Origin of the sequence: Pseudomonas lactis (genome assembly GCF_001439845.1) — a bacterium.
In the GTDB taxonomy this organism is placed as follows: domain Bacteria; phylum Pseudomonadota; class Gammaproteobacteria; order Pseudomonadales; family Pseudomonadaceae; genus Aquipseudomonas; species Aquipseudomonas lactis.
In genome coordinates this window covers 96708-117246 of sequence record NZ_JYLO01000013.1, presented here as the reverse complement: position 1 = coordinate 117246, position 20539 = coordinate 96708, and the positions used below count along the sequence as shown (strand labels likewise).

Sequence of the window (20539 nt, the reverse complement as noted above, 5' to 3'; positions counted from 1 at the left end):
AGTATCAGTCTCCTTATCGGGTGCTGATACACCGCTATCGCAGGCAAGCCAGCTCCCACATTTCTGGACCGTGTTGAATCAGGTGGTTTGCAGGTTGTGCATGATCGGTTTCAGAGCCGGGTACAGCTTCAGGTACTCGGCAAACGCCCGGTCATAGGTCATGACATTCTCCCGCTTGGGCTGCGCCCGCAGTTGCAACTGCACCCAGCCGGTGTCCATCTGCCCATCACTCACCAGCCCCACGGTATGCGCCGCCAGCAACGCCGCGCCCAAGGCCGCTTCTACCTCCTGGACGATGGTGTACACCGGGTAGCGTGTGACATCGGCGATGATCTGCATCCAAAGGTCCGAATGGCTCGCCCCGCCCACCACAATCAGGCGTGGGTCCAGGGAGTGCGCGCCTTGAGTACCCGCTTCGATATTGTGGCGCAGGGCAAAACTCACGCCCTCCAGCACCGCGCGGTACAGGTGAAAGCGGCTGTGGTAGAGGTTGAGCCCGACAAAACTGCCGCTAGCGCGGTCATCCCATACCGGGCTGCGCTCGCCCATCAGGTAAGGCAAAAACACCACGCCTTCGCTGCCGGCCGGAATATTCATCGCGCTCTGCTCCAACAGTGCCAGGCTGTCTTGCCCCGTGGCCTGGGCCTGCTGTTCTTCGGCCTGGCAGAACTGCTCGCGAAACCAGCTGACCGAGGCCCCGGCGGTGATCGCACCGCCGAAGATGTACAGGTCGTGGTGGCCGTTGTAGACATGGGGCATGCTCACCAAACCATGGCGCGCATCCACCTGCTGGTTCAGGTAGCCCCAGCACATGCTGGTGCCGATCATCGCCACATGATTACCTGGCTGAGTGACACCCGCCGCCAGGGTCGCCATGGCCGCGTCCACGCCCCCAGCGAGGATCTGCGTGCCCGCCTGCAAACCCAGGCGGGCGGCCCAGTCTGCAAGCAAACCACCCACCACCTCGCCGGAATACAGCAACCGCTCGGGCATCATCGACTGCGCGATACCCAACGCCTCCAGCATCTCGCCTGACCAGTTGCGCGCCGCCACGTCGTAGACACCACCGATATTCCCGGCGCTGCTGTGGTCCACCGCCAACTCGCCGGTCAGGCACCAGTTGATGTAGCTGTTGGGCGGTAACAGGTAGCGGGTATCCGCCCACACCTGCGGTTGGTGCTGCTTGAGCCAGAGCATTTTGGTGAAGCCGTAGTAGCTGTCTACCGAGTTGCCGGTGATGGCGAACAAGCGCTCCAGGTCCACGCGCTCGCGCACCCAGGCCACCTGCTCGCCGGCGCGGCGGTCCATCCAGATCAGGCACGGGTGCAGCGGCGTCATCTGCGCATCCACGGCAATGCCCGAACCACCGTACAAACTGCTGATGCACAGCGCCTTGACCTGCGGCGCCGGCACCCCGGCCTTGGCCATGCACTGGGCCACGCAGGTTTGGACGGCATCCAGCCACACCTGCGGCCACTGCTCGGCCCAGCGCACTTTCGGGGTGTCCACCCGGTAGCCGTGGCTGTGCTGGGCGATGATCGTGCCCTGGGCATCCACGAGCAGCGCCTTGGTGCTTTGGGTGCCAATGTCTACACCGATGACGTAGTCCATCTCAGAGCACCGGCTTCAACAGCACCTTGATCGACTTGGTCGAATTGGCCAGTTCAAACGCCTCGGCCCAGTCGTCCAGCGGGAAATCATGGGTGACGATGCCTTGGGAAGTGACCAGGCCACGCTCGAACAGGTCGATGGCGATCGGGTAGCAATACGGGCCTAGGTGCGCGCCGCGCACGTCCAGCTCCTTACGGTCGCCGATGATCGACCAGTCCACGCTGGTCTCGGCGCCAAACACGCTGAACTCGACAAAGCGCCCGAGCTTGCGGATCAGGTCCAGGCCCTGGGTGACGCCGGCCGGGACGCCGGTGGTTTCGATGTAGACGTCGCAGCCGTAATTCTCCGTAAGGCCGTTGATGATCTCGCGGGCGTTGTCACGGGCGGGGTTGATCACCACATCGGCGCCGAACTTTTTCGCCAGTTCCAGGCGCTCGTCGACCATGTCGATCACCACCAGTTTTTTCGGGGTCTTCAGGGCGGCTACCTGGACCATGCACAGGCCCAGCGTGCCCGCACCGGCAATCACCACCACGTCGTCGAGCTGGATATCGCCACGGTTGACGGTATGGATCGAGCAGGCCATCGGCTCCACCAGCGCCGAGTCTTCAAGGGACACCGATTCGGGGATCTTGTGCACGATGGCGGTCTTGGGAATACGCATGTACTGGGCCATGCCGCCTTCGGCCACTTCGCGCTGGAAGCCGAAGATGTTGTGCACTTCGCACATCCAGTATTTGCCTGATTTGCAGAAGCGGCACTTGCCACACGGCACGATCTGTTCGGCGATGACCTTGTCACCGACCTTGACCTCAAAGTGCTCCTCGGCGCCCTCGCCGGCTTCGACCACGTAGCCGAAAAATTCGTGGCCCGGTACTACCGGCGCCTTGACCCAGGGGTTGTCGCCGCCCCAGAACATCGCCGCGCCCGAGTGGCACTTGCAGTCACTGGCGCAGATGCCGCAGGCGGCGATACGGATCACCAGCTCATTGGCACGCGCCTGGGGTTTGCCGATGCGCTCCAGGCGGTAGTCTTTCGGGCCGTGGCAGACGACGGCTTGCATGTGAGTGTGCTTGTCCATGTGTTCGGTCCTGTGTAGTGAGGTATTAACGATGGCGCTGACGGCTGATAAAAATCGCCAGCAAAATGATCCCGCCCTTGATTACGCTCTGCACGTAGGGCGACACGCCAAGCATGTTCAAACCGTTGTTCAACACGCCCAGCAGCATGGCGCCGAGCAAAGTGCCGATGATCACTCCGCGGCCGCCGGCAATCGACGCGCCACCCAGCACCACGGCGGCAATCGCATCGAGTTCGAACGACACACCGGCATTCGGCTGGCCGCTCATCAAGCGCGAGGTAAGCACCAGCCCGGCAATCGCAGCGGTGAAGCCGCTGATGCCATACACCAGCAGCTTGAAACGCGCCGCACGCACCCCGGACAAGCGCACCGCTTCTTCATTGCCACCGATGGCGTAGATGTAGCGGCCGATACGGGTGTGCTGCAGCAGCACGTAGGCCGCGAGGTAAGTGAGCAGCATGATCAGGATCGGCACCTGCAGGCCAAACACACTGGCGCGACCGAAGAACGCGAACCACTCTGGCAAGCCGGAAATCGGGTAGCCGTCGGTGTACATCAGCCCGAACCCACGGGCGATGCCCATGGTCGCCAGGGTGACGATGATCGGCGGCATATGCAGGTACGCCACGAACAGTCCGTTGCCGATGCCGAAGGCCACGCCCACTAGTAGCCCGACGCCAATCGCCAGGCCCGGCGGCAACCCGGCGACCATCAGCCCGGCGGTCAAGGTGCCGGACAACGCCATCACCGGCCCCACCGACAAGTCGATACCGCCGGTGAGAATCACGCAGGTCATGCCCACCGCGATGATGGCGTTGATCGACACCTGGCGGGCGATGTTGGAGAGGTTGCTGGCGGTGAGGAAGGTGTCGCTGGCGAGGATCATCACCAGGGTCACCACCACCAGCCCGACAAAGGGATAAAACGCGGGCGAGCGCAGCAGCCGCGCCAGGTTCAGGCGCAACCGGCCGGTGCCGGCGGTGTTAATGGACGTATTCACTTGAGCCCCCTGTTGCATGGCGCATGACCTCTTGAGGATTGACGGCGGACGCTTCCAGTACTTTGACGATGGCGCCCTTGTGGAACACGGCGACGCGGTCGCACATGCCGATGACTTCGGGCAGCTCGGAGGAAATCATGATGATCGCGTAGCCCTGTTCGGTGAGGCTGCGCATCAACGCGTAGATCTGCGCCTTGGCCCCCACGTCGATGCCGCGTGTGGGTTCGTCGAACACCAGTACGTCGCAGTGGTGGTTGATCCAGCGGGCGATCACGACTTTTTGCTGGTTGCCGCCGCTGAGGTTCACCACAAGGCTTTCGCCACTGGGTGCCTTGATCGACAGCTGGCGCATCAGCGCTTCGACGCTGGCGCATTCCTTGGCCTTGTCGATCAGGCCCGAGGCGTTCTGATACTTGGGCAAATTGTTCAGCGAGATATTTTCGCGAATGCTGAAGGCGGTGATCAGCCCTTCGCTCTTGCGACTTTCGGGGAGCAGGCCGATGCCGTGGGCCAGGGCTTGGGCCGGGTCATCGAGGCTGACTTTTTGCCCGCGCAGCCACACGTCTTTGCTCACCGTGGGCAACGCGCCCATCATGCCCAGGGCCAGCTCGGTGCGGCCCGAACCCACCAGGCCGGCGAAGCCCAGGATCTCGCCTTTGTGCACATTGAAACGGTTGTGGGGGCCGTTGCGCACCAGTTGGATGTCCTTGACTTCCAGCAGCAACGGGCCGCGTTCGCCGCTGGGTTTGGGCGGAAAACTGCATTCCAGGCGGCGGCCGACCATCATCTCGACCAGGCGGTCGATGTCGCTGTCGGCCACCTCGGTGACGCCTGCATTGCCGCCGTCGCGCAGCACGCTGATACGGTCGCAGACCTGGAAAATCTCTTCCAGGTGGTGCGAGATAAAAATCACCGCCACGCCCTGGCGCTTGAGTTCGCGCATGATGTCAAACAGCAACTCGGCCTCACTGGGGGTCAGCGTCGCGGTCGGCTCATCGAGCACCAGCAGGCGTGCGTCCAGGGCCAGGGCCTTGGCGATTTCGACAAACTGCTGCTCGGCCACGCTCAGGTGCTTGACCGCGCAGTGCAGGTCAATGCTGACCCCCAGGCGCTTGAACAACGCCTGAGAGGCCTCGGCCATTTCGCGTTTGCGCAACAGGCCGAAGCGGTTGCTCAGCTCATGGCCGAGGAAGATATTTTCTACCGCCGTGAGGTAGGGAATCAGGCTGAATTCCTGGAACACAATGCCAATCCCGGCGGCAATCGCATCCCGATAGGTCGCAAATGTTCGAGCCTGCCCGTCGATAAGGATCTGCCCTTCGTCCTGATGCTCGACACCGCCCAGAATCTTCATCAGGGTGGATTTGCCCGCGCCATTTTCCCCGAGCAAGGCGTGGATTTCGCCACGCTCCACTTGCAGGTTGATGGCCTTGAGGGCCTGCACCCCAGGGTAACGCTTACAGATGTTTTCCAGCTTCAGAAGACTGCTCATACCGCCGACCTCGCACTCAGAAGGAAGACCTGGGCCCCACGCATTGCGTGGGGCCTGGGGGGTTTACCAGCTGAAGTCCTTGGCCTTGGCCTGGTCGATCAGGGTGATGTCCACCGGCACGCTGGCCGGTACTTGGGCGCCCCACTTCTTGGCCAGGGCGATGCCCAGGGCGAGGCGGATCTGGTCGCGCGGGTACTGGGCCGAGGTGGCGATGAAATGGCTGCCGGGTTTCTGGATCGCCTTGATCGCTTCCGGCGCGCCGTCGACGCTGACCAGCTTCACGTCCATGCCGCTGGCTTCGATAGCCGAGAGTGCGCCGAGGGAGCCATTGTCATTCACGCTGAAAATGCCCTTGAGGGTGGGCTGGGCCTGCAACATGTTTTCGGTGACAGTCAGGGCCTGGTCACGCTCCTGCTTGCCGTTCTGGATGCTGACAATCTTGATATCCGGGTGCTTGGCCACCGCCTCTTTGCAGCCACGTACACGTTCGAGGATCGGCACCACGGCGATGCCGTCAAGGATGGCGATATTGCCTTTGTCACCGATGGTTTTAGCCAGGTATTCACAGGCCTGGAAACCGGCGTCGAAGTTCTTCGAGCCGACGAACGAATCCAGCGGGCCATCTGCCTGGGCATCCACCGCCACCACTACGACGCCGGCAGCATGGGCCGACTTGACGGCCGATTGCACGCCGACGGAGTCAGTGGGGTTGATCAACAGGATGTCGATGCCCTTTTGCAGCATGTCTTCGACATCACTGACCTGCTTGGACACGTCGTGGCGGGCGTCGGTGATGATCAGCTTGGCACCGATGGTGGCGCCGGCTTCTTCCAGGGCGTTTTTCATGGTGACGAAATAGGGGTTGTTGATTTCCTGGAACGAGGCGCCGATGCGGATGGGCTTGGCAGCGTCGGCAAACGCGGGGGTCGCGCTGCCCAGGGTGATGCTGGCAGCCAGTAAACACAGGGTTTTGGGGAGCATTTTCATGGCATGGGTCTCTGTTTTGTTTTTATTTTTAGAGCAAATGTTATCGTTAACATTTTGTCAGAAACTAACAAGTAAATCTGACCTGTGCAAGCCTCCACTGGTCGGCAGTGATCAAAATGTGGGAGCTGGCTTGCCCTCCTGTTGTAGGAGCGAGCTTGCTCGCGAAAAACTCACAGGCGCCGCGTTTATTCAGAAGCCCGCGTTATCGTTGACATTTTTCGCGAGCAAGCTCGCTCCTACAGGGGGCAAGGGTTGCCAGTAAAAACTCGCACATCCGCCTAAGCCAACTAAGCTCAGCCTCAAATAAAAACACAGCGAGCAGCCGGCCATGCCCCACCCGACCGAGACTTTCCGCGACCGTTACCGCGCAAGCGTCAGCCCGCGTTACAACCCCTGGCTGCATGCCGCATTCGTGCTTGGCTACGGCATCGCCTGCATCACGCTGGCCTGGTCGTCCACTGCCGATATCACCGCCCTGCAGTGGCTGGCCGTGCCTCTGACCCTGCTGTTCTTCAACCTGTGCATCTACCTTGTGCACCGCCATCTGGGCCACCACAAACATGCGTTCGCACGGCTGTTCTACGCACGCCACACCGGCGATCACCACAGCTTCTTTACCCCCGATCACATGACCTACGACAGCCCCCGCGACTGGCGCGTCATCCTGTTTCCGGCTTGGCTGATCGTGCTGCACAGCCTGGCCATCACCCTTCCCGCCTGGTGGCTGCTCAGCCAACTGAGCCCCAACGTTGCCGGGTTGTTTGCCGGCTGCATGATCCTCGGTTACCTGCTCTACGAAGTGTTTCATGCCTGCGAACACCTGCCTGCCGAACACCCGGTGGCGCGCCTGCCGTGGATTCGCCAGATGCACCGCCTGCATGCCTTGCATCACCGTCGTGAGCTGATGCAGGGGCGTAACTTCAACATCGTGCTGCCGTTGATGGACTATTTGTTTGGCACTTTGCATTGGGAACCCACGGTAAAAAAAAGGGGCAGTCCAACTGGACTGCCCCCCGCTTCACACACATAGATCAATCAGCGCACGATGGTCTGGCTGCAGATGTGGCCGAGGCTGACGTATTGGACGTTATTGCCACCCACGCCCACACCTGGGAACTCCCTGAGCTCAATGCGCCAGCCGCCCTCATTGAACCAGGTTTCCCAGTTGTAGGTCTGGCCCGAGCCGCTGTCCGGGTACCGCACTTTGTAGTCCCCAGAGCAGGTGCCCAGGGCGACATTCCCCGAGGCTGCACCGGTGATGCCGGTCTTGGCCTCATAGTCGACCCAGTTGTAAGTGCCGCCAAAATGCTTGTCGACCCGCAGTACAGGGGTGACGCCGCGCAGGGGTTCGCCCGTGCTGTCTGACCACTGGGTGCTCCAGCTCAGATTGCGGGCCGCCTGGGTGGCCAGTTGGAAGATCGAGCTGGGGATGCGCACCACGTTATCGCCGTTCACATTGTGCTGGTTCAGGCGTGGCGCCGAGCCGAGGGTCAGCTTGTATTGAGCCTGGGGGTTCAATGCTACCGCCGGGTTGGCCCGCACACGCACCTTGACCGTGTAGCCTGGCGTCAGGTTGGGATAGGTGGAGGTAGAGCCCTGCGGGACTTCCACCCACTGGGTGCCATCGAACCGTTCGAAGATCCACTGGTTACGCGTACCCGCACCGTCATCGCCCAGGAACATGCCCACACCTTGGCCACGCAACGAGACGAAGGAGAAGTAATCCACGTCATTGACGCTGTCGAGGTTACCGGTCACCTGGTTCAAGGCATCCGGCAGCGCGAACGCGGTTTGCTCAGTGTCGTTAGGCTCGTAGGCATCCACATTGCTGTCCACCGCCACACCAAAACTGAACTGCGAGTTGCTCGCGACATTGGCCACCATGAACCAGTAGTAGTCACCGGCTGGCAACACGCCGTTGAGGTATTCATCGGCACTGCCGGGGTTATCCGAGGTGCCCAGCGGCGTCAGGTTGCCTTGGCCGTCGTCATGGAACAGCGTCAACGACATATCCGTGCCGGCACTCTGGTTCAGCAGCTGTACCTGGATTCGTGCGTTTTTCGGCAGGTTGAAGTGGTAAGCGATTTGCGCGCCGGTCTCCACACCGGTGAGGGTGTAAAGAGTATTGATATCCAGGGTGGGAAACAACGGCGTGAAGGCTGCAACCGCGGCCTGTTTCATGTGCGCCGAGTCAGGTTTTTCCAGCTGGCCAACCGGGGAGTCAATCGCCACATTACCGACGGCCGCCTTGCTTTTTTTGACGACGTTGGACTGCCCGGCCTTGGCGGCATTGAGCTTTTGCTTGAGCTCGCCCGAGACGCTGGCCTTTTCCAGCGTACCGCCAGGTTTCAACGCTTTGTCCACGGCCTGCTTGACCGCCTGCGCGCTGAGTTTTGCCGGGGTTTGCTCGGCCAGGGCAAAGGCCGAAACGAAGCAAGAGGCCGCCATGGCCGCGCCCAGAATGAAGGCTTTTTTCGATTTCATTTTTTATCCATCCATAGTTAAAAAATTGAAGCTCAGGTAACCGGTGACATCCGGTCACCTGGGATGGACTGTAGGACAAGACTGTATGTATGTACAGTATTTTTTAAAAATGTGAGCCTGAAATTCAGGCTCAAGAAGCGAAAGTACCTCTAAAGCCAGGTGCACCAATAGCCCCAACTGATCGCCCAAATTATCGCGAGCCGATAGGGCCATACAGCCCAACGCTTGAGCGCTGGCGGAATGACGGCTAGCTCTGCCTCGGTCATGTAACCTTCTTTCACGGAGCGTTCTGGCGCGCGGAGGATATCAATCATGAGACACATGCGATGGAACCTGACGAACCGCTGGTTTCGTCCCCAGCGTTGCTGATAGTTACGCACCTGCACGTTTTCAATGAAGTAACCTTCCAACGCCTCGAGTTTTGTTCGTTCGACAAAGAGCACTAATCCCAAAATGACGAACGCTCCAACCACCATCACCAGGGTGTAAGCGAGAAAAAACGACATTAACATGCCCTTTTGGTGAAAAAATCGAATCACTCTTGATCTATAACGCCCCGTAATGACCGCCTCCAGGTTCGCGCACCGCTACCAATTGCCAATTCAAGAGGTGTTTTTCGCGAGTGAGGCCTAGTTTCATGGAATTGGGATATCGCACCATCTGCGCCAAACCTCCCACACAATGATTTCGATGATACAAACATCCGCGAGGCGATACGGCCACAAGGCCCAGCGCTTAAGCGTCAAGGGGACAGACGCCAGCTCGGCTTCGGTCACAAGGCCTGCCTTCAGAAAAGCTTTCGGACCTGACAGGATGTCGATCATCAGGCTCATGCGATGATATCTATCGATCGGATCATATCCTTCCCTGAAACGCTTATGCCTAAGAACCTTCTCGTTCTCACTGAAGTAACTTTCCAGTTCATCCAGCTTTGCGTATTCAGCAAACACTATCAGTACGAACACGACAAACACCCAAGCGAACATCACAATGCTATATACAAAAAAAAGGGACATCGTTATGTTCCCTCGGGTTGGAATATCAGATCGCCGTCGACTTCCAATATTCTTCCCCCCAAAAACCCACCAAACTCACCAAAAAAAGCGCCTCCCGTCGCCCCGCCCATAGCCCCTCCGATAATTCCGCAAGCCAGTTCACCGTTGCCTTTCAGTGAAACACCCAATGCAATCCGGCATGCACTGCGAGCAATAGTTGCGCCACGCTTGCCCAAAACAGCAGCCCCAAATACTCCACCCAGCAACCTCCCCGTCTCCACATACTTCGCCCGCCGACACTGCACCTCCCTTCCCACCACACACGCCTCCTTGATTTCCAAACCCGCCACGCCTACATCCAACGCCAACCCAAGATATGTTCCTTGCTTTAACCATTTCGACATTTGCGTAATCGTTCGAACCCGCTGCGTGTACCCCGCAATCTCGCCTTGATGCAGATAGCTTTTGGTCGAGATCCCGAGCGCTCCCTTCAGCGGTTGATTGCCACGCAACCCCGAGCCAAATCGTGCAGCCCCTTGCAGTTGCATATCCAAAACGCCAAACATCCTTTGACGCTGTCGTATAAACGACTCTTTGTCCAAACCACCGTCCTTCAATTGGCGATGCAGTTGCTCGATTTCCATCAAAATCTGTGCAACCGCCTGCAGGTGCCGGCTCCAAGCCGACGTCGCACTGCCGATGCCTATCGAGCCATACCCCAGAATGCTCTGCGCCAGGTCATAGTTTTTGTTTCCAGCTCTATCGAGGGGCGCAACCTGGTCCAGTTGATGAGTAATCTCTTCAGCGTGGCGCATCAACCAGGCTTCTTCGATAGAACAATTGACGCTGGACGCCTCTGGAACAATCACCAACTCACCCGGCCTCACCAATCCATGGCTCAGGTGCCGATTCAGCACATCGAAATGATCTCGGCCTTGCAACAAGCCTCCGCGCCATAGACGTGATTTCAAAAACGGGTAAGGTGCAGCCTGTTGATTGATGTAGCCGTACGCCATGTCCTGGATTCCGATACCGAGAGAGATGGCATCGAAATATAAGCAAGCACCCACAGCCCGAACACAAGCAGGCGGGGCTCAAAAAGTACGTTTGGGAAGTTGCCTACACAGCAAAAGATGAACACCTACAGAAAGCGCCCCTAATACCCCGTCATCTCCAAATACCCCACCCCACCCTCAAACCGCACCGGCCCTTCCCAATATGGAATGCCCAGGTCCATCCACGCTTTGGGGTTGACGGCTTCGGTGGTGATATCCAGCTGTTTGCCGGGAATTTTCAGCGACCAACGTGTGGGAATGTTGCGCCCGTCGATGGCCGTGGTGGTCAGCGGTGTGAGTTGGATATCGCTGTTGTGCAAGGTCTCGGTGTGGCCTTGGGCGTCGATCCAAGTGCCGGTGAGGTAACCGTCGCTGTCTTTCTGCCGCACGCGAAACAGCATCAGTTGCGCGCCGCGGTCCAGGTGCAGGGAGAACCAGTCCCAGCCGGTCTGGCTGGCGGCCAGGGGTTGGCTGCTCCACTCGCGGTCGAGCCAGGCTGGGCCGCTGACCTGGTAGGTCTGGCCGTCGAGGCTGACGCTGCCGCTGGCGGTGAAAAACGGCTGGCTGTAGTAGTACGACGCCTGGCCCTGGTCGGATTTGCGGCTGTAGCCATGGTCGCCTTGCAGCACCAGCGGGCGGCTGGAGGTCAGGTGCAGGTCGTAGGCAAATTGTGCGCCACTGGCCTTGAGTTGCATGTCGGCCAGGGGGCTGGAAGCACCAGGGCGGGTGGCGAAGGTCCAGTCGTCGATCCAGGCGTTGAACGGCTCTGCCTGAGCCCCAGCCTGGCCGACGCCACCCCGGGCCAAGCGTTCGGCGGCGTAGTGGCGGGTGGCTGAGGTGACGGCGGCGTGGCCGAGCCACACGGTTGAATCGCGCCAGCCCGGTTCAACAGGGCCGGCCTTCAACGCATTGCGAAACAGCGTCCATTGCACGCCGAAGACATTGCCCTGGGCATCCTTGAGGTTGGCAGTGACGTACCACCATTCGATGCGAAAGCCGTCATGGGGCCCGTGGTCCTCGGGAAAGCTGAAGACTTTGCCGGGCACCACCTGGGCAAAGTCCGCCGCATCGCTGCCCAGCCCGGCGAAACTGTCCTCGGGTGCGGGCGCCTGGTCGCACCCGCTCAGCAGTAACCAGGCGATGCACGCCAATGCCTTAGTCTTCATGGGCGAACGTCCTCAACAAATCCGCCGGGCGGCTGCGGTACAGCTGCCAGAGGGGCCAGGCCGACGCAAGCAAGGTGGCGAGCATCGCCAGCCCCAGCAATTGCGCAAGCTGGCCGGGGAAGACTTGCAGCGGCAGGCGCCAGCCGAAGGCCTGCACGTTGATCACCGCATCCAGGCACCACGCCAGCAACAGCCCCAGCGGCAACGCCAGGATCAACGTGAGCACCGCCAGCAGCCAGGTCTGGCCGAGGTTGAGCAGCATCAATTGTCGGCGCGTCACGCCCAGCGCCCACAACGGCGCGAGTTGGCCCAGACGGCTTTGGCTCTGGGTCAGCAGACTGATGAACAACGCCACACCAGCGACGCCAAGGGTCAGGCTGTTCAACGCCGCGGTGGCGGCGAAGGTGCGTTCGAAGACCTGGCTGGACCAGCCCTTGAGTTGCTGTTGATCGACGATGCGGCTGTCTTCCAGGGCGAACTCCCGCTGCACTTCACGAATCAGCGGCGGCACATCGGCAGGCGCCACGCGCAGGTTGAAGCGTGCCGGTGAGAGCGTCGGCCAATGCGCCAACAGGTGCTGGGCATTGACCAGCAGATGGCCCTTGGGGTTGCCGTAGTCGGCGTAGATGCCGACGATCTTCGGCGCCCAGGTACCCTGCGGTGTGGGGATGGAAACCGTGTCGCCCAGTTGCACCTTCAGGCGTCGCGCCAGTTGTTCGCTGAGCATCAGGCTGTCGTCTTGCAGCAGGCGGTCCCAGGGCGCATCCGCCGCTTCCAGCAACGGCCAGTGTTGACGATAAGTGGGGTTGTCGACCACGCCGAACACCTCCGCGGGCCAGCCTTGCAGTTGCACCGACACCTGCCAGGCGGGCAATACGGCCTGCACCAGGGGCTGGCGGCTCAACCATGCATTGAGTTGCTCGGCCTGCTGCGGATTTTGCGGGTTGAGGTACAGCTCGGCGGTGAGGCGCTGCTCCAGCCAATGGGTGAAGGTCTGGCGAAAGCCCGAGGTCATGGAACCGGCGCCGATATTCGCCGCCAGGGCCAACAGCAACGCCATCAACGCCAGGCTCAAGGCCGGCAGTTGCTGGCGGCAATCGGCCAGGAACCACTGGCCCAGCACCGAGCGACCGCGCCCCAGCACCGCTTTCAATAAACCGTTTAGCAGCACCGGTAACGCCAACGCCGCGCCCAACAGCAAGGCCGCCATCAGCACAAAACCGGCGGCCAGGCTATCGCCCAGCCACAGTGCCAGCAATGCGATCAGCAAGGCGGCGGATGCCACCCAGCCCTGGCGCCGTAACCAGCGCCCATGGGCTTGATGCCAGGCCTGGGCGTTGGCCAGCGCCAGTAACGGCAAACGCGCCGCGCGCCACAGGCTGCTGGCCCCGGCGAGCAGTGCGCCCAGCAGGCTCACGCCCAAACCAGCGAGCCACCACCAGGGGCTCAAGTTCAATTGGCCGGCGACTTCGGCGCCGTACAGGCCGCGCAAACTGGCGGCGACATCCGGCAGCAGCAGGCTGGCCAGCAGGTAGCCGCTGGCGATACCGAGTACACCGCTCAACACAGCCAAAGCGCCCAATTCGAGGCCCAGGCTCAGGATCAACAGGCGTGCGCTGACTCCACAGGCGCGCAAGGTTCGCAGCAGGCCACGGCGCTGTTCCAGGGCCAGGCCGATGGCCGCATGCACGATAAACAGCCCCACCACAAAGGATAAAAAACCCACTGCATCCAAGTTCAGGTGAAAGCTTTCAGTGAGACGTGACAGGTTGTTGTCCTCGCCCTGCTTGAGTTGCAACGCGGCGGGTGGCGTGGGGTGGCGCGCGGCGAAGGTGTTGTCCACCAGTAAGCGCGACAGGCGCCCAGGCATGTTGAGCAGGGGTTGGGCAAAACTGATATCGGTCAGCAGCAGGCCGGGCGCCATATCGGCCTGTACTTGCAACGGTGGCAGGCGCTGCCCGGTGGACGTCAGCGGCTGCTCGCCCGCCTGCAACCCCAGCGCCTCTAACGTTTGCGCAGCGACCCAGGTACGCCCTGGCGGCTCGAAAAACGCCAGCATCTGCGCCTGGCTCAAGCGTTGCCCTGCCACGCTGCCGCTGCCGGGCAACGACACCGGGTCGATGCCCATCAGTTGCAGACGCTGCTGCTCGTGGCCTTGAAGCTCAACCCGGCCCTGCACCACCGGGGAGACCGGCCAGCCGGCGCGGCGCAGCTCGGCAAACAGTGCTTGGGGGAAACTGGCGGCGTCCGGCGCTACCAGGCTGGCTTGAGGTTCGCCACCGATCAGTTGGCTGGCGCGTGCGTAGCTGTCCCGCGCCTGGCTGTTGAGGGCCTGCACGCCGGTCAGTAGCGCGGTGGCCAGCCACAGGCCGGTGAGCACGCTGAAAAATTGCACCGGATGGCGCCGCCAGTGGCTCAGCAATGCGCGCAGCGTCCAGTAAAACAGCGCCATCTCAGCGAGCGTCCATCGGCACGACACGGCCACGGTGCAGCATCACTTGCCGGTCAAGCCGTGCGGCCAGGCGCGGGCTGTGGGTGACCATCAACAGGCTGGTGGGGCTGTCACGCAGCAGGTCCAACAACAGTTGCAGCACTTCATCGCTGGTGGCTTCGTCGAGGTTGCCGGTGGGTTCGTCAGCCAGCAACAAACCCGGTCGCGAGGCCAACGCCCGCCCGACGGCAACCCGTTGCTGCTGGCCACCGGAGAGTTGCTCCGGGTAACGCCGTAGCAAGTCGCCCAGCCCCAGGCGCTCCACCAATTGCGCTTGCCAGTGGGGGTCGAAACGTCCGGCCAGCCGCGCCTGGAACGCCAGGTTGTCTTCCACGCGCAAGCTGCCGATCAGGTTGAACTGCTGGAAGACCAGGCCGATTTGCGTGCGGCGCCAATGGGCCAGTTGCCCTTCGTTGAGTTGGTCGAGGCGCTGCTCGCCGATGCGGATGCTGCCGCCGTCCACTCGGTCCAACCCGGCCACCAGGTGCAGCAAGGTGCTTTTGCCGCTGCCCGATTCACCCATCAGCGCCAGGCTGCTGCGCTCGCCCAGGTGCAGGTCGACGCCGGCCAGGACGGCCAGCGGGCCTTGCGGGGTCGCGTAGTTTTTTACAACACCTTGCACCTGCAACATAAGAACGCTCATCTGAAGGACCCGCAATGAGAATAACGGCTGATGCTCCTGCCCACGCAAATTTTTCACATGGATTTCACCGCCCGACCATCCACCGCACTTTAAAGTGCCCGCCAACTCGTGGTAACCCACAACTTTCTTAGTTAACCAAAGTGACACTCTTAACATGCAAGTGTTCAGCAAAAAGACAGCAGTGCTGTGACAGTCTCCTGCCTCACTAAGGGCAACTGCCCAGCCGTGCAGCCTTTTTATAAACACAATAAACAGTGCCGAGGATGAACCGCGTGGCAGACATGATCCTGGCCAACCCCCAACCCAAAAGGTCAAGGTTAAAACGCCTGAGAAAATACCGCCTGCACTTGCTTGGCATCAGCGTTACCGCCTTGCTGTTGGCGGGCTTTTTAATGTGGCCCAGCTCGCCCCTGGACCTGGGCGTAGGCAATCGCCTGCTGACCTCCGGGGTGCTCGCCAGCTGGCGAGAGGGTGAACTGGTGGTGCTGGTGCGCCATGAAGAGCGTTGCGACCGCTCGGCCAACCCCTGCTTCGGCCCCGCTGATGGCCTGACCATCAACGGCACTGAACGCGCCGTCGAACTGGGCAAAGCCTTTGATTCACTGGGCATGGCCCTGACCGACGTGCTCAGCAGCCCCACCACGCGAACCGCCCAGACGTCACTGTTCATGTTCGGCAAGACCGAGCTGTCCCCCGGCCCGCTGGCCATCTGCGGCGACGCCATGGGCGATGAGATCCTCGGCCACAAACAGCCGGGACGCAACCTGATGCTGATCACCCACAGCGCCTGCATGAGCGACTTCCAGACCAGCCTGGGCTTCCCCCACGCAGCCGCCGCCGAGTACGGCAGCGCACTGTTCGTCAAGGTGCTGCCCAACGGCACCTTCAAGGCCATGGGCACCATGAACAGCGAAGAGTGGACCGCCGCACTCAAACAACTTTAATTACACTTGTTTACATATTAAGCCACGACGTGTTCAGCAAAACGACAGCCCTGTTCTGGCATGTTTAGTCGCGCCTGTTAGTTATGTTTTCCTACAACTACTTAGTGACCCTTACGATGCTTCACCCTATTAAGTTAATACCGCCATTGCCCGTACTTGAACGTTATGGAGCGATGTGCGCATGCCCCGCGTAAACCCTCTGGCCTGGCTATTGCTGGGCGTTGCCGTGTTCATCTTGCTGCCCCTGGGCTTTCACGGTTTATGGACGCCGGACGAAACCCGCTACGCCCAGGTCAGCCAGGAAATGCTGATGAGCGGCAACTGGGTGGCGCCTCACTTCATGGGCGTGCGTTATTTCGAGAAGCCCGCGGCCGGCTATTGGTTCATCGCCCTTGGCCAGGCGGTGTTCGGTGAAAACCTGTTCGGTGTGCGCATCGCCTCGGTCCTGAGCACAGGCCTGAGCGTGGTACTGGCCTACCTGCTCGCCCGGCGCGTGTGGAACGACCCGCGCAAGAGCTTTGCCTGCGCCCTGCTCTACATGAGCTTTGGCCTGGTGGCCGGGCAAGCCGGGTATGCCAACCTCGACCCGCAATTCACCCTGTGGGTGAACCTGAGCCTGGTGGCGTTGTGGTTTGCCCTGGACTGCCGCACGCAACGCGAACGCCTGGGTGCCTGGGCAGTGTTGGGCGTGGCCTGCGCCATGGGGTTCATGACCAAGGGTTTCCTGGCCTGGCTGTTGCCGGTCTTGATCGCCGTACCCTACCTCGTCTGGCAGCGGCGCGTCGGCGAGTTGATGCGCTACGGGCCGTTGGCGGTGCTGGTCGCCGTGCTCGTATGCCTGCCCTGGGCCCTGGCCATCCACTTGCGCGAACCGGATTACTGGCATTTCTTTTTCTGGCATGAGCACATCCGCCGCTTTGCCGCCGACAACGCACAGCATGCGCGGCCAGTTTGGTTCTTCCTGCCGATCATGGTGGTGGCGTGCCTGCCGTGGGCCGCCTTGCTACCCGGCACCCTGCTCAAGACCTGGCAGGAAAAGCGCCAGCCGGCGATTACCTTTCTCGCCCTGTGGCTGCTGTTGCCCCTGGGCTTTTTCAGCCTGAGCAAAGGCAAGTTGCCGACCTACATCATGCCGTGCCTGTTGCCCCTGGCCTTGTTAATGGGCCACGACTTGATCGACCTGATCAAGCAAGGCAAGGCGCGCCCACTGGTCATCAACGGCGCGCTCAATTTCGTCCTTGGCCTGACGGCCATGGTGGCGCTGATTTACCTGCAAATCACCCGCCCGCTGTACGGCAATAGCCACGCAGAGATGTTCAACCCGTCGCTGACGTTTATCGTGCTGTTGGGCTGGATCCTCGCCAACCTGCTGCAAGCGGTGCGCCCGTTGACGTTGTGGGCGATGCCCGCCCTGGGCATTGGCTTGCTGGTGGCCCTGCTACCGGCGGGCATGCCGGCCCTGATCGAAGATAACGAAATGCCCGACCAATTCGTGCAGGAGCATCTGGCCGAACTGCAACCTGTCCGTGCTTTGCTGAGCAATGACCTGGGCCTGGCATCGGCCTTGACTTGGCGCCTGCGCCGGCCCGATGTGGCGTTTTATAACACCCAGGGCGAGCTGCGCTATGGCTTGAACTACCAAGACGCGGCACAGCGCAAAGTCACGCCGGACAGCGTCCAGGCCTGGTTGGCCGAGGCCCGCCAGCAGGGTTCGGTCGGCGTGCTGATGCAGGTCAAGAGCACCAGCGAACACCGCGAAGAAGGGCAATTGCCTCCCGGTGGAAAACGTTATCGCAAGGGCGACCTGGTGCTGACGATTTACCCCCAACACCCTTGAATGCAGCGCCTGCCACAGGGAACATCCCATGAGTTTTTGGAAAACCGAACGCGGCGCCCTGGTGTTACTGCTGGGCACCTCGGCCTTGCTGCTCTTGCTGGGCCTGGGCAGCCGCGACCTGTGGGGGCCGGAAACGCGCTGGGCGAATATCGCCTTGCAGATGCTGCAAAGCGGTGATTACTTCGACCCGTATCTCAAAGGCACGCCGTATTACGACAAACCCCTGCCCTCCTATTGGCTGATCACCGGGTTTGCCCACCTGCTGGGCGGCCTCGGCCCCTGGTCGCTGCGCCTGTCATCGGTGCTTGCCGCGTGGTTGAGCATCTGGCTGGTGTACCTGATCGGTGAACGCCTGTTTCGCAAAGGCACCGGGCTGATCGCCGGGTGGATGCTCGCCACCACCTTCTATTTCCTGTTCTGGGCCCGCGTGGCCACCGCCGATGTACTGACTGTGTGCGGCGTGCTGGCAGCGGTGTGGTGGTATTGGCGCGGGCCGGATGACACACGGCTGGGGCGCTACACGGTGTTTTTTCTGTTGCTGGCCGCCACCTCACTGTTCAAGGGCTTGATCGGTGTGGTGCTGCCGGGCCTGGTGCTGTTGCCACACCTGCTCAGCGAACACCGCTACAAACGCCACCTCAACCTGCGCCTGGTGCTGGCCCTGCTCATCGCAGGCATCGTGTACGCAATTCCCTTTGTGCTGTCCCACCGCTACGGCGCCCCCACTTACGGCGAGAGCGGCCTGGAACTGGTGTTCCGGGAAAACGTGGTGCGCTTCTTCGACCCCTTCGACCATATGGGACCGATCTACACTTACCTGATCTACCTGCCGGCCTACACCCTGCCCTGGGCACCCTGCTGGTTACTCGGCCTGTGGCTGGCCGTGCGCAACTGGCGCAAGGCGCCGCCCAACGTACGCTGGCTGGTGTGGGGCCTGGGCCTTTTATTTGTCTTCTTCACCGCCAGCGGCAGCCGCCGCAGCTACTACGTGTTGCCGCTGGTGCCCTTTGCCCAACTGCTCGGCGCCTGGTGGCTGAGCGAGCGCCTGCACAAAAAACCTTCGAGCTGCCCGCGCTGGCAAACAGGCTTTGGCTTGAGCGCAGGCCTGCTCTTGCTGGTGCTGGGCGTGATCTACCCCTGGACCAACGGCAACGGCGGCGTCACCCGCTTCGCCACCGATCTGCAAGCCCAGGCTGAGAAAAGTGCGCCCTGGAATCAATGGCAACTGGTGCTGGTAGAGGTCGACAACAAGCTGCCCATGTACCTGCAAAACCACGGCAAGCCTTTCTACTACGTCAGCGAAAGCCAGGACTTCCCGCGCCAGGGCAACAGCGCCGCGTTCATGGCCTGGCTGGAAAAAACCAGCGGTCAGGGGTTTGATCCGCAACGTACGATAATCGTCGCGCAGTATTCCAAGGACGAGCCGACGCCGTTAGCGTTTCTGGCGGTGGATCATCAAGTGGTGACGACGCAACCGGATAATGGGGAGCGGTTGTTCAAGGCGCGTGAGGGTGGGAGTGTGGCGTTTGTTCCAGGGACGCGCTGAGGCACTCTGCTTGCTGGCCTTTTGTCATGGTTTGTAAAGGGCCAGCAAGCCGTGTCCCTTTAAATTGCAGGACGTTTCCGAGACAATCCCCGCCGCCTTGTGCCGGTTGGAATCGGTGGCTAGTCTGCGGTCCATCACTGCTCATCAGTGATCGGGTTTAGTCGCTCGTATCTTCCAACACGGCATGGTCTCCATGAGTTTTATGGTGGCTGTGCGTAGGGCACCTTCGGGTGCGCCGGATGTTTCGTGTTGGGCCGGTCGACTAACCTGCGTACAGCCGCCACCCTCGTTTAGTCGCGACGGGTGTCGTCTCCTAATCCAACGCGGAGCTACACCATGAATAAAGTCCTACCCGATTCACCCCTCGATCCTGCAAAAGACCGTGCCGCGTTCAACCGCGCCATCGACCATTACCTGCCCAGCCAGGGTTTCCACAACGTCAACGACGACCTGAGTTTTGAAGATGCTTTGCTCTACACCGCCAGCCTGCTCGACAGCGCTTCGGCAACGGCGCTCGATTGCGGCGAGCTGCTGGATAACCCAGGGCGGGCGAAGATTCTGGCGGTGTGGCATTTGTTGGAGATTGCCAAGACCACGGTAGATCGCTCTATTGAGTGCGTGAAGCCTTTGAAGCCAACAACTTAAAATGTAAAAGCGGGCTTGGCCCCATTTTGTAGGAGCGAGCTTGCTCGCGAAAAACTCACAGGCGCGGCGTTTATTCAGGAGGCACGCGTTACCGTTGGGGTTTTTCGCGAGCAAGCTCGCTCCTACAGTGGTATTGATGCAAATACCTTGGTAGTTCAGGCGAACCGAGTCGATGCCATCGCAGCATAGGTATCTACACAACTTTGTGGACTGTAACAGCGGACGGTAACCACGATGCGAAGCGAGCCGCTCTTGATCTTGATCTTGATCTTGATCTTGATCTGCTTTTGATCTTAGGCGCCCCGTCAAACCACGCTGGCCGGAATTCGACAGGGATTTGGGGGGTAAACCGGCAGGGATGCCGGTTTAGCCGCCCCGCGCCATGGATGGCGCGTGGCGGCGGCCCCCCAAATCACTGGCGGATTACGGGCACACCGAGCCCAAGCGAGGTGCCGAGTGGTGGGGCAAGAGCCCTTTGGTTACTTTGGGCTGGGCCGGCATTCCGGCTTTTCCAAAGTGACCCGCCGTCAGGGCGGAACCCTAGGTGGCCGTTACCTAAATA

The 20539-nt window shown here is 60.9% G+C and carries 17 protein-coding genes; 5 read left to right on the top strand and 12 right to left on the bottom strand.

Annotated elements, in window-relative coordinates; all coding sequences use genetic code 11:
• Window positions 1–78: 78 nt before the first annotated feature.
• From TX24_RS22820 to TX24_RS22800, 5 genes are all read right to left on the bottom strand, one after another.
• Complete coding sequence (locus tag TX24_RS22820) at window positions 79–1611, bottom strand: FGGY-family carbohydrate kinase (protein WP_057711208.1); 1533 nt, start codon at window positions 1609–1611, stop codon at window positions 79–81.
• A gap of 1 nt (window position 1612) precedes the next feature.
• A complete protein-coding gene (locus TX24_RS22815) occupies window positions 1613–2692 on the bottom strand; it encodes an erythritol/L-threitol dehydrogenase (protein WP_003192355.1) in 1080 nt (359 codons plus the stop codon).
• Between the two features lie 25 nt (window positions 2693–2717).
• On the bottom strand, window positions 2718–3710 hold the full coding sequence (locus TX24_RS22810; protein ID WP_003192356.1) for an ABC transporter permease: 993 nt from the start codon (window positions 3708–3710) through the stop codon (window positions 2718–2720).
• Window positions 3676–5184, bottom strand: a complete 1509-nt coding sequence (locus tag TX24_RS22805; protein WP_057711206.1) for a sugar ABC transporter ATP-binding protein — start codon at window positions 5182–5184, stop codon at window positions 3676–3678. The genes TX24_RS22810 and TX24_RS22805 overlap by 35 nt, the downstream gene beginning before the upstream one ends.
• A gap of 63 nt (window positions 5185–5247) precedes the next feature.
• On the bottom strand, window positions 5248–6171 hold the full coding sequence (locus TX24_RS22800; RefSeq protein ID WP_014719049.1) for a substrate-binding domain-containing protein: 924 nt from the start codon (window positions 6169–6171) through the stop codon (window positions 5248–5250).
• Window positions 6172–6499: 328 nt separating this feature from the next.
• On the opposite strand from TX24_RS22800, the gene TX24_RS22795 reads away from it, so the two are divergent.
• Window positions 6500–7201: a sterol desaturase family protein gene (locus TX24_RS22795; RefSeq protein ID WP_034134270.1), complete on the top strand. Its 702-nt coding sequence runs from the start codon at window positions 6500–6502 to the stop codon at window positions 7199–7201.
• Between the two features lie 5 nt (window positions 7202–7206).
• On the opposite strand, the gene TX24_RS22790 is transcribed toward TX24_RS22795, so the two are convergent.
• From TX24_RS22790 to TX24_RS22760, 7 genes are all read right to left on the bottom strand, one after another.
• A complete protein-coding gene (locus TX24_RS22790) occupies window positions 7207–8655 on the bottom strand; it encodes a hypothetical protein (RefSeq protein ID WP_057711204.1) in 1449 nt (482 codons plus the stop codon).
• Between the two features lie 149 nt (window positions 8656–8804).
• The gene (locus TX24_RS22785) at window positions 8805–9161 is read right to left on the bottom strand and encodes a hypothetical protein (protein ID WP_032901102.1); all 357 of its coding nucleotides are present in this window, start codon (window positions 9159–9161) and stop codon (window positions 8805–8807) included.
• A gap of 129 nt (window positions 9162–9290) precedes the next feature.
• A complete protein-coding gene (locus TX24_RS22780; RefSeq protein ID WP_003192362.1) occupies window positions 9291–9671 on the bottom strand; it encodes a hypothetical protein in 381 nt (126 codons plus the stop codon).
• A 2-nt stretch (window positions 9672–9673) separates the two neighbouring features.
• Window positions 9674–10666, bottom strand: coding sequence for a hypothetical protein (locus TX24_RS22775; protein ID WP_057711202.1), 993 nt, complete (start codon window positions 10664–10666; stop codon window positions 9674–9676).
• 140 nt (window positions 10667–10806) lie between these two features.
• On the bottom strand, window positions 10807–11871 hold the full coding sequence (locus TX24_RS22770) for a lipocalin-like domain-containing protein (RefSeq protein WP_003192365.1): 1065 nt from the start codon (window positions 11869–11871) through the stop codon (window positions 10807–10809).
• A complete protein-coding gene (locus TX24_RS22765) occupies window positions 11861–14323 on the bottom strand; it encodes an ABC transporter permease (RefSeq protein WP_003192367.1) in 2463 nt (820 codons plus the stop codon). Before TX24_RS22765 ends, TX24_RS22770 begins: the two co-directional genes overlap by 11 nt.
• 1 nt (window position 14324) lies before the next feature.
• Complete coding sequence (locus TX24_RS22760) at window positions 14325–14993, bottom strand: ABC transporter ATP-binding protein (protein WP_003192369.1); 669 nt, start codon at window positions 14991–14993, stop codon at window positions 14325–14327.
• Between the two features lie 275 nt (window positions 14994–15268).
• On the opposite strand from TX24_RS22760, the gene pmrG reads away from it, so the two are divergent.
• The 4 genes from pmrG (at window position 15269) to TX24_RS22740 (ending at window position 19977) form a co-directional block, all read left to right on the top strand.
• Window positions 15269–15949, top strand: a complete 681-nt coding sequence (gene pmrG / locus TX24_RS22755; protein WP_003192371.1) for a lipopolysaccharide core heptose(II)-phosphate phosphatase PmrG — start codon at window positions 15269–15271, stop codon at window positions 15947–15949.
• Between the two features lie 181 nt (window positions 15950–16130).
• Complete coding sequence (gene arnT / locus TX24_RS22750; protein ID WP_057711193.1) at window positions 16131–17786, top strand: lipid IV(A) 4-amino-4-deoxy-L-arabinosyltransferase; 1656 nt, start codon at window positions 16131–16133, stop codon at window positions 17784–17786.
• Window positions 17787–17814: 28 nt separating this feature from the next.
• On the top strand, window positions 17815–19332 hold the full coding sequence (locus TX24_RS22745) for an ArnT family glycosyltransferase (RefSeq protein ID WP_057711191.1): 1518 nt from the start codon (window positions 17815–17817) through the stop codon (window positions 19330–19332).
• Between the two features lie 336 nt (window positions 19333–19668).
• On the top strand, window positions 19669–19977 hold the full coding sequence (locus TX24_RS22740) for a DUF6124 family protein (protein ID WP_003192377.1): 309 nt from the start codon (window positions 19669–19671) through the stop codon (window positions 19975–19977).
• Window positions 19978–20539: the final 562 nt, after the last annotated feature.

Bases quoted from the DNA above. Each gene is read 5' to 3' on its own strand.
- TX24_RS22745 (WP_057711191.1), top strand. From the start codon at position 17,815: ATGAGTTTTTGGAAAACCGAACGCGGCGCCCTGGTGTTACTGCTGGGC.
- TX24_RS22810 (WP_003192356.1), bottom strand. From the start codon at position 3,710: ATGCAACAGGGGGCTCAAGTGAATACGTCCATTAACACCGCCGGCACC.
- pmrG (WP_003192371.1), top strand. From the start codon at position 15,269: ATGAACCGCGTGGCAGACATGATCCTGGCCAACCCCCAACCCAAAAGG.
- TX24_RS22785 (WP_032901102.1), bottom strand. From the start codon at position 9,161: ATGTCGTTTTTTCTCGCTTACACCCTGGTGATGGTGGTTGGAGCGTTC.
- TX24_RS22805 (WP_057711206.1), bottom strand. From the start codon at position 5,184: ATGAGCAGTCTTCTGAAGCTGGAAAACATCTGTAAGCGTTACCCTGGG.
- TX24_RS22795 (WP_034134270.1), top strand. From the start codon at position 6,500: ATGCCCCACCCGACCGAGACTTTCCGCGACCGTTACCGCGCAAGCGTC.
- TX24_RS22765 (WP_003192367.1), bottom strand. From the start codon at position 14,323: ATGGCGCTGTTTTACTGGACGCTGCGCGCATTGCTGAGCCACTGGCGG.
- TX24_RS22760 (WP_003192369.1), bottom strand. From the start codon at position 14,993: ATGTTGCAGGTGCAAGGTGTTGTAAAAAACTACGCGACCCCGCAAGGC.
- TX24_RS22775 (WP_057711202.1), bottom strand. From the start codon at position 10,666: ATGGCGTACGGCTACATCAATCAACAGGCTGCACCTTACCCGTTTTTG.
- TX24_RS22800 (WP_014719049.1), bottom strand. From the start codon at position 6,171: ATGAAAATGCTCCCCAAAACCCTGTGTTTACTGGCTGCCAGCATCACC.
- TX24_RS22790 (WP_057711204.1), bottom strand. From the start codon at position 8,655: ATGAAATCGAAAAAAGCCTTCATTCTGGGCGCGGCCATGGCGGCCTCT.
- TX24_RS22770 (WP_003192365.1), bottom strand. From the start codon at position 11,871: ATGAAGACTAAGGCATTGGCGTGCATCGCCTGGTTACTGCTGAGCGGG.
- TX24_RS22780 (WP_003192362.1), bottom strand. From the start codon at position 9,671: ATGTCCCTTTTTTTTGTATATAGCATTGTGATGTTCGCTTGGGTGTTT.
- TX24_RS22815 (WP_003192355.1), bottom strand. From the start codon at position 2,692: ATGGACAAGCACACTCACATGCAAGCCGTCGTCTGCCACGGCCCGAAA.
- TX24_RS22740 (WP_003192377.1), top strand. From the start codon at position 19,669: ATGAATAAAGTCCTACCCGATTCACCCCTCGATCCTGCAAAAGACCGT.
- arnT (WP_057711193.1), top strand. From the start codon at position 16,131: ATGCCCCGCGTAAACCCTCTGGCCTGGCTATTGCTGGGCGTTGCCGTG.
- TX24_RS22820 (WP_057711208.1), bottom strand. From the start codon at position 1,611: ATGGACTACGTCATCGGTGTAGACATTGGCACCCAAAGCACCAAGGCG.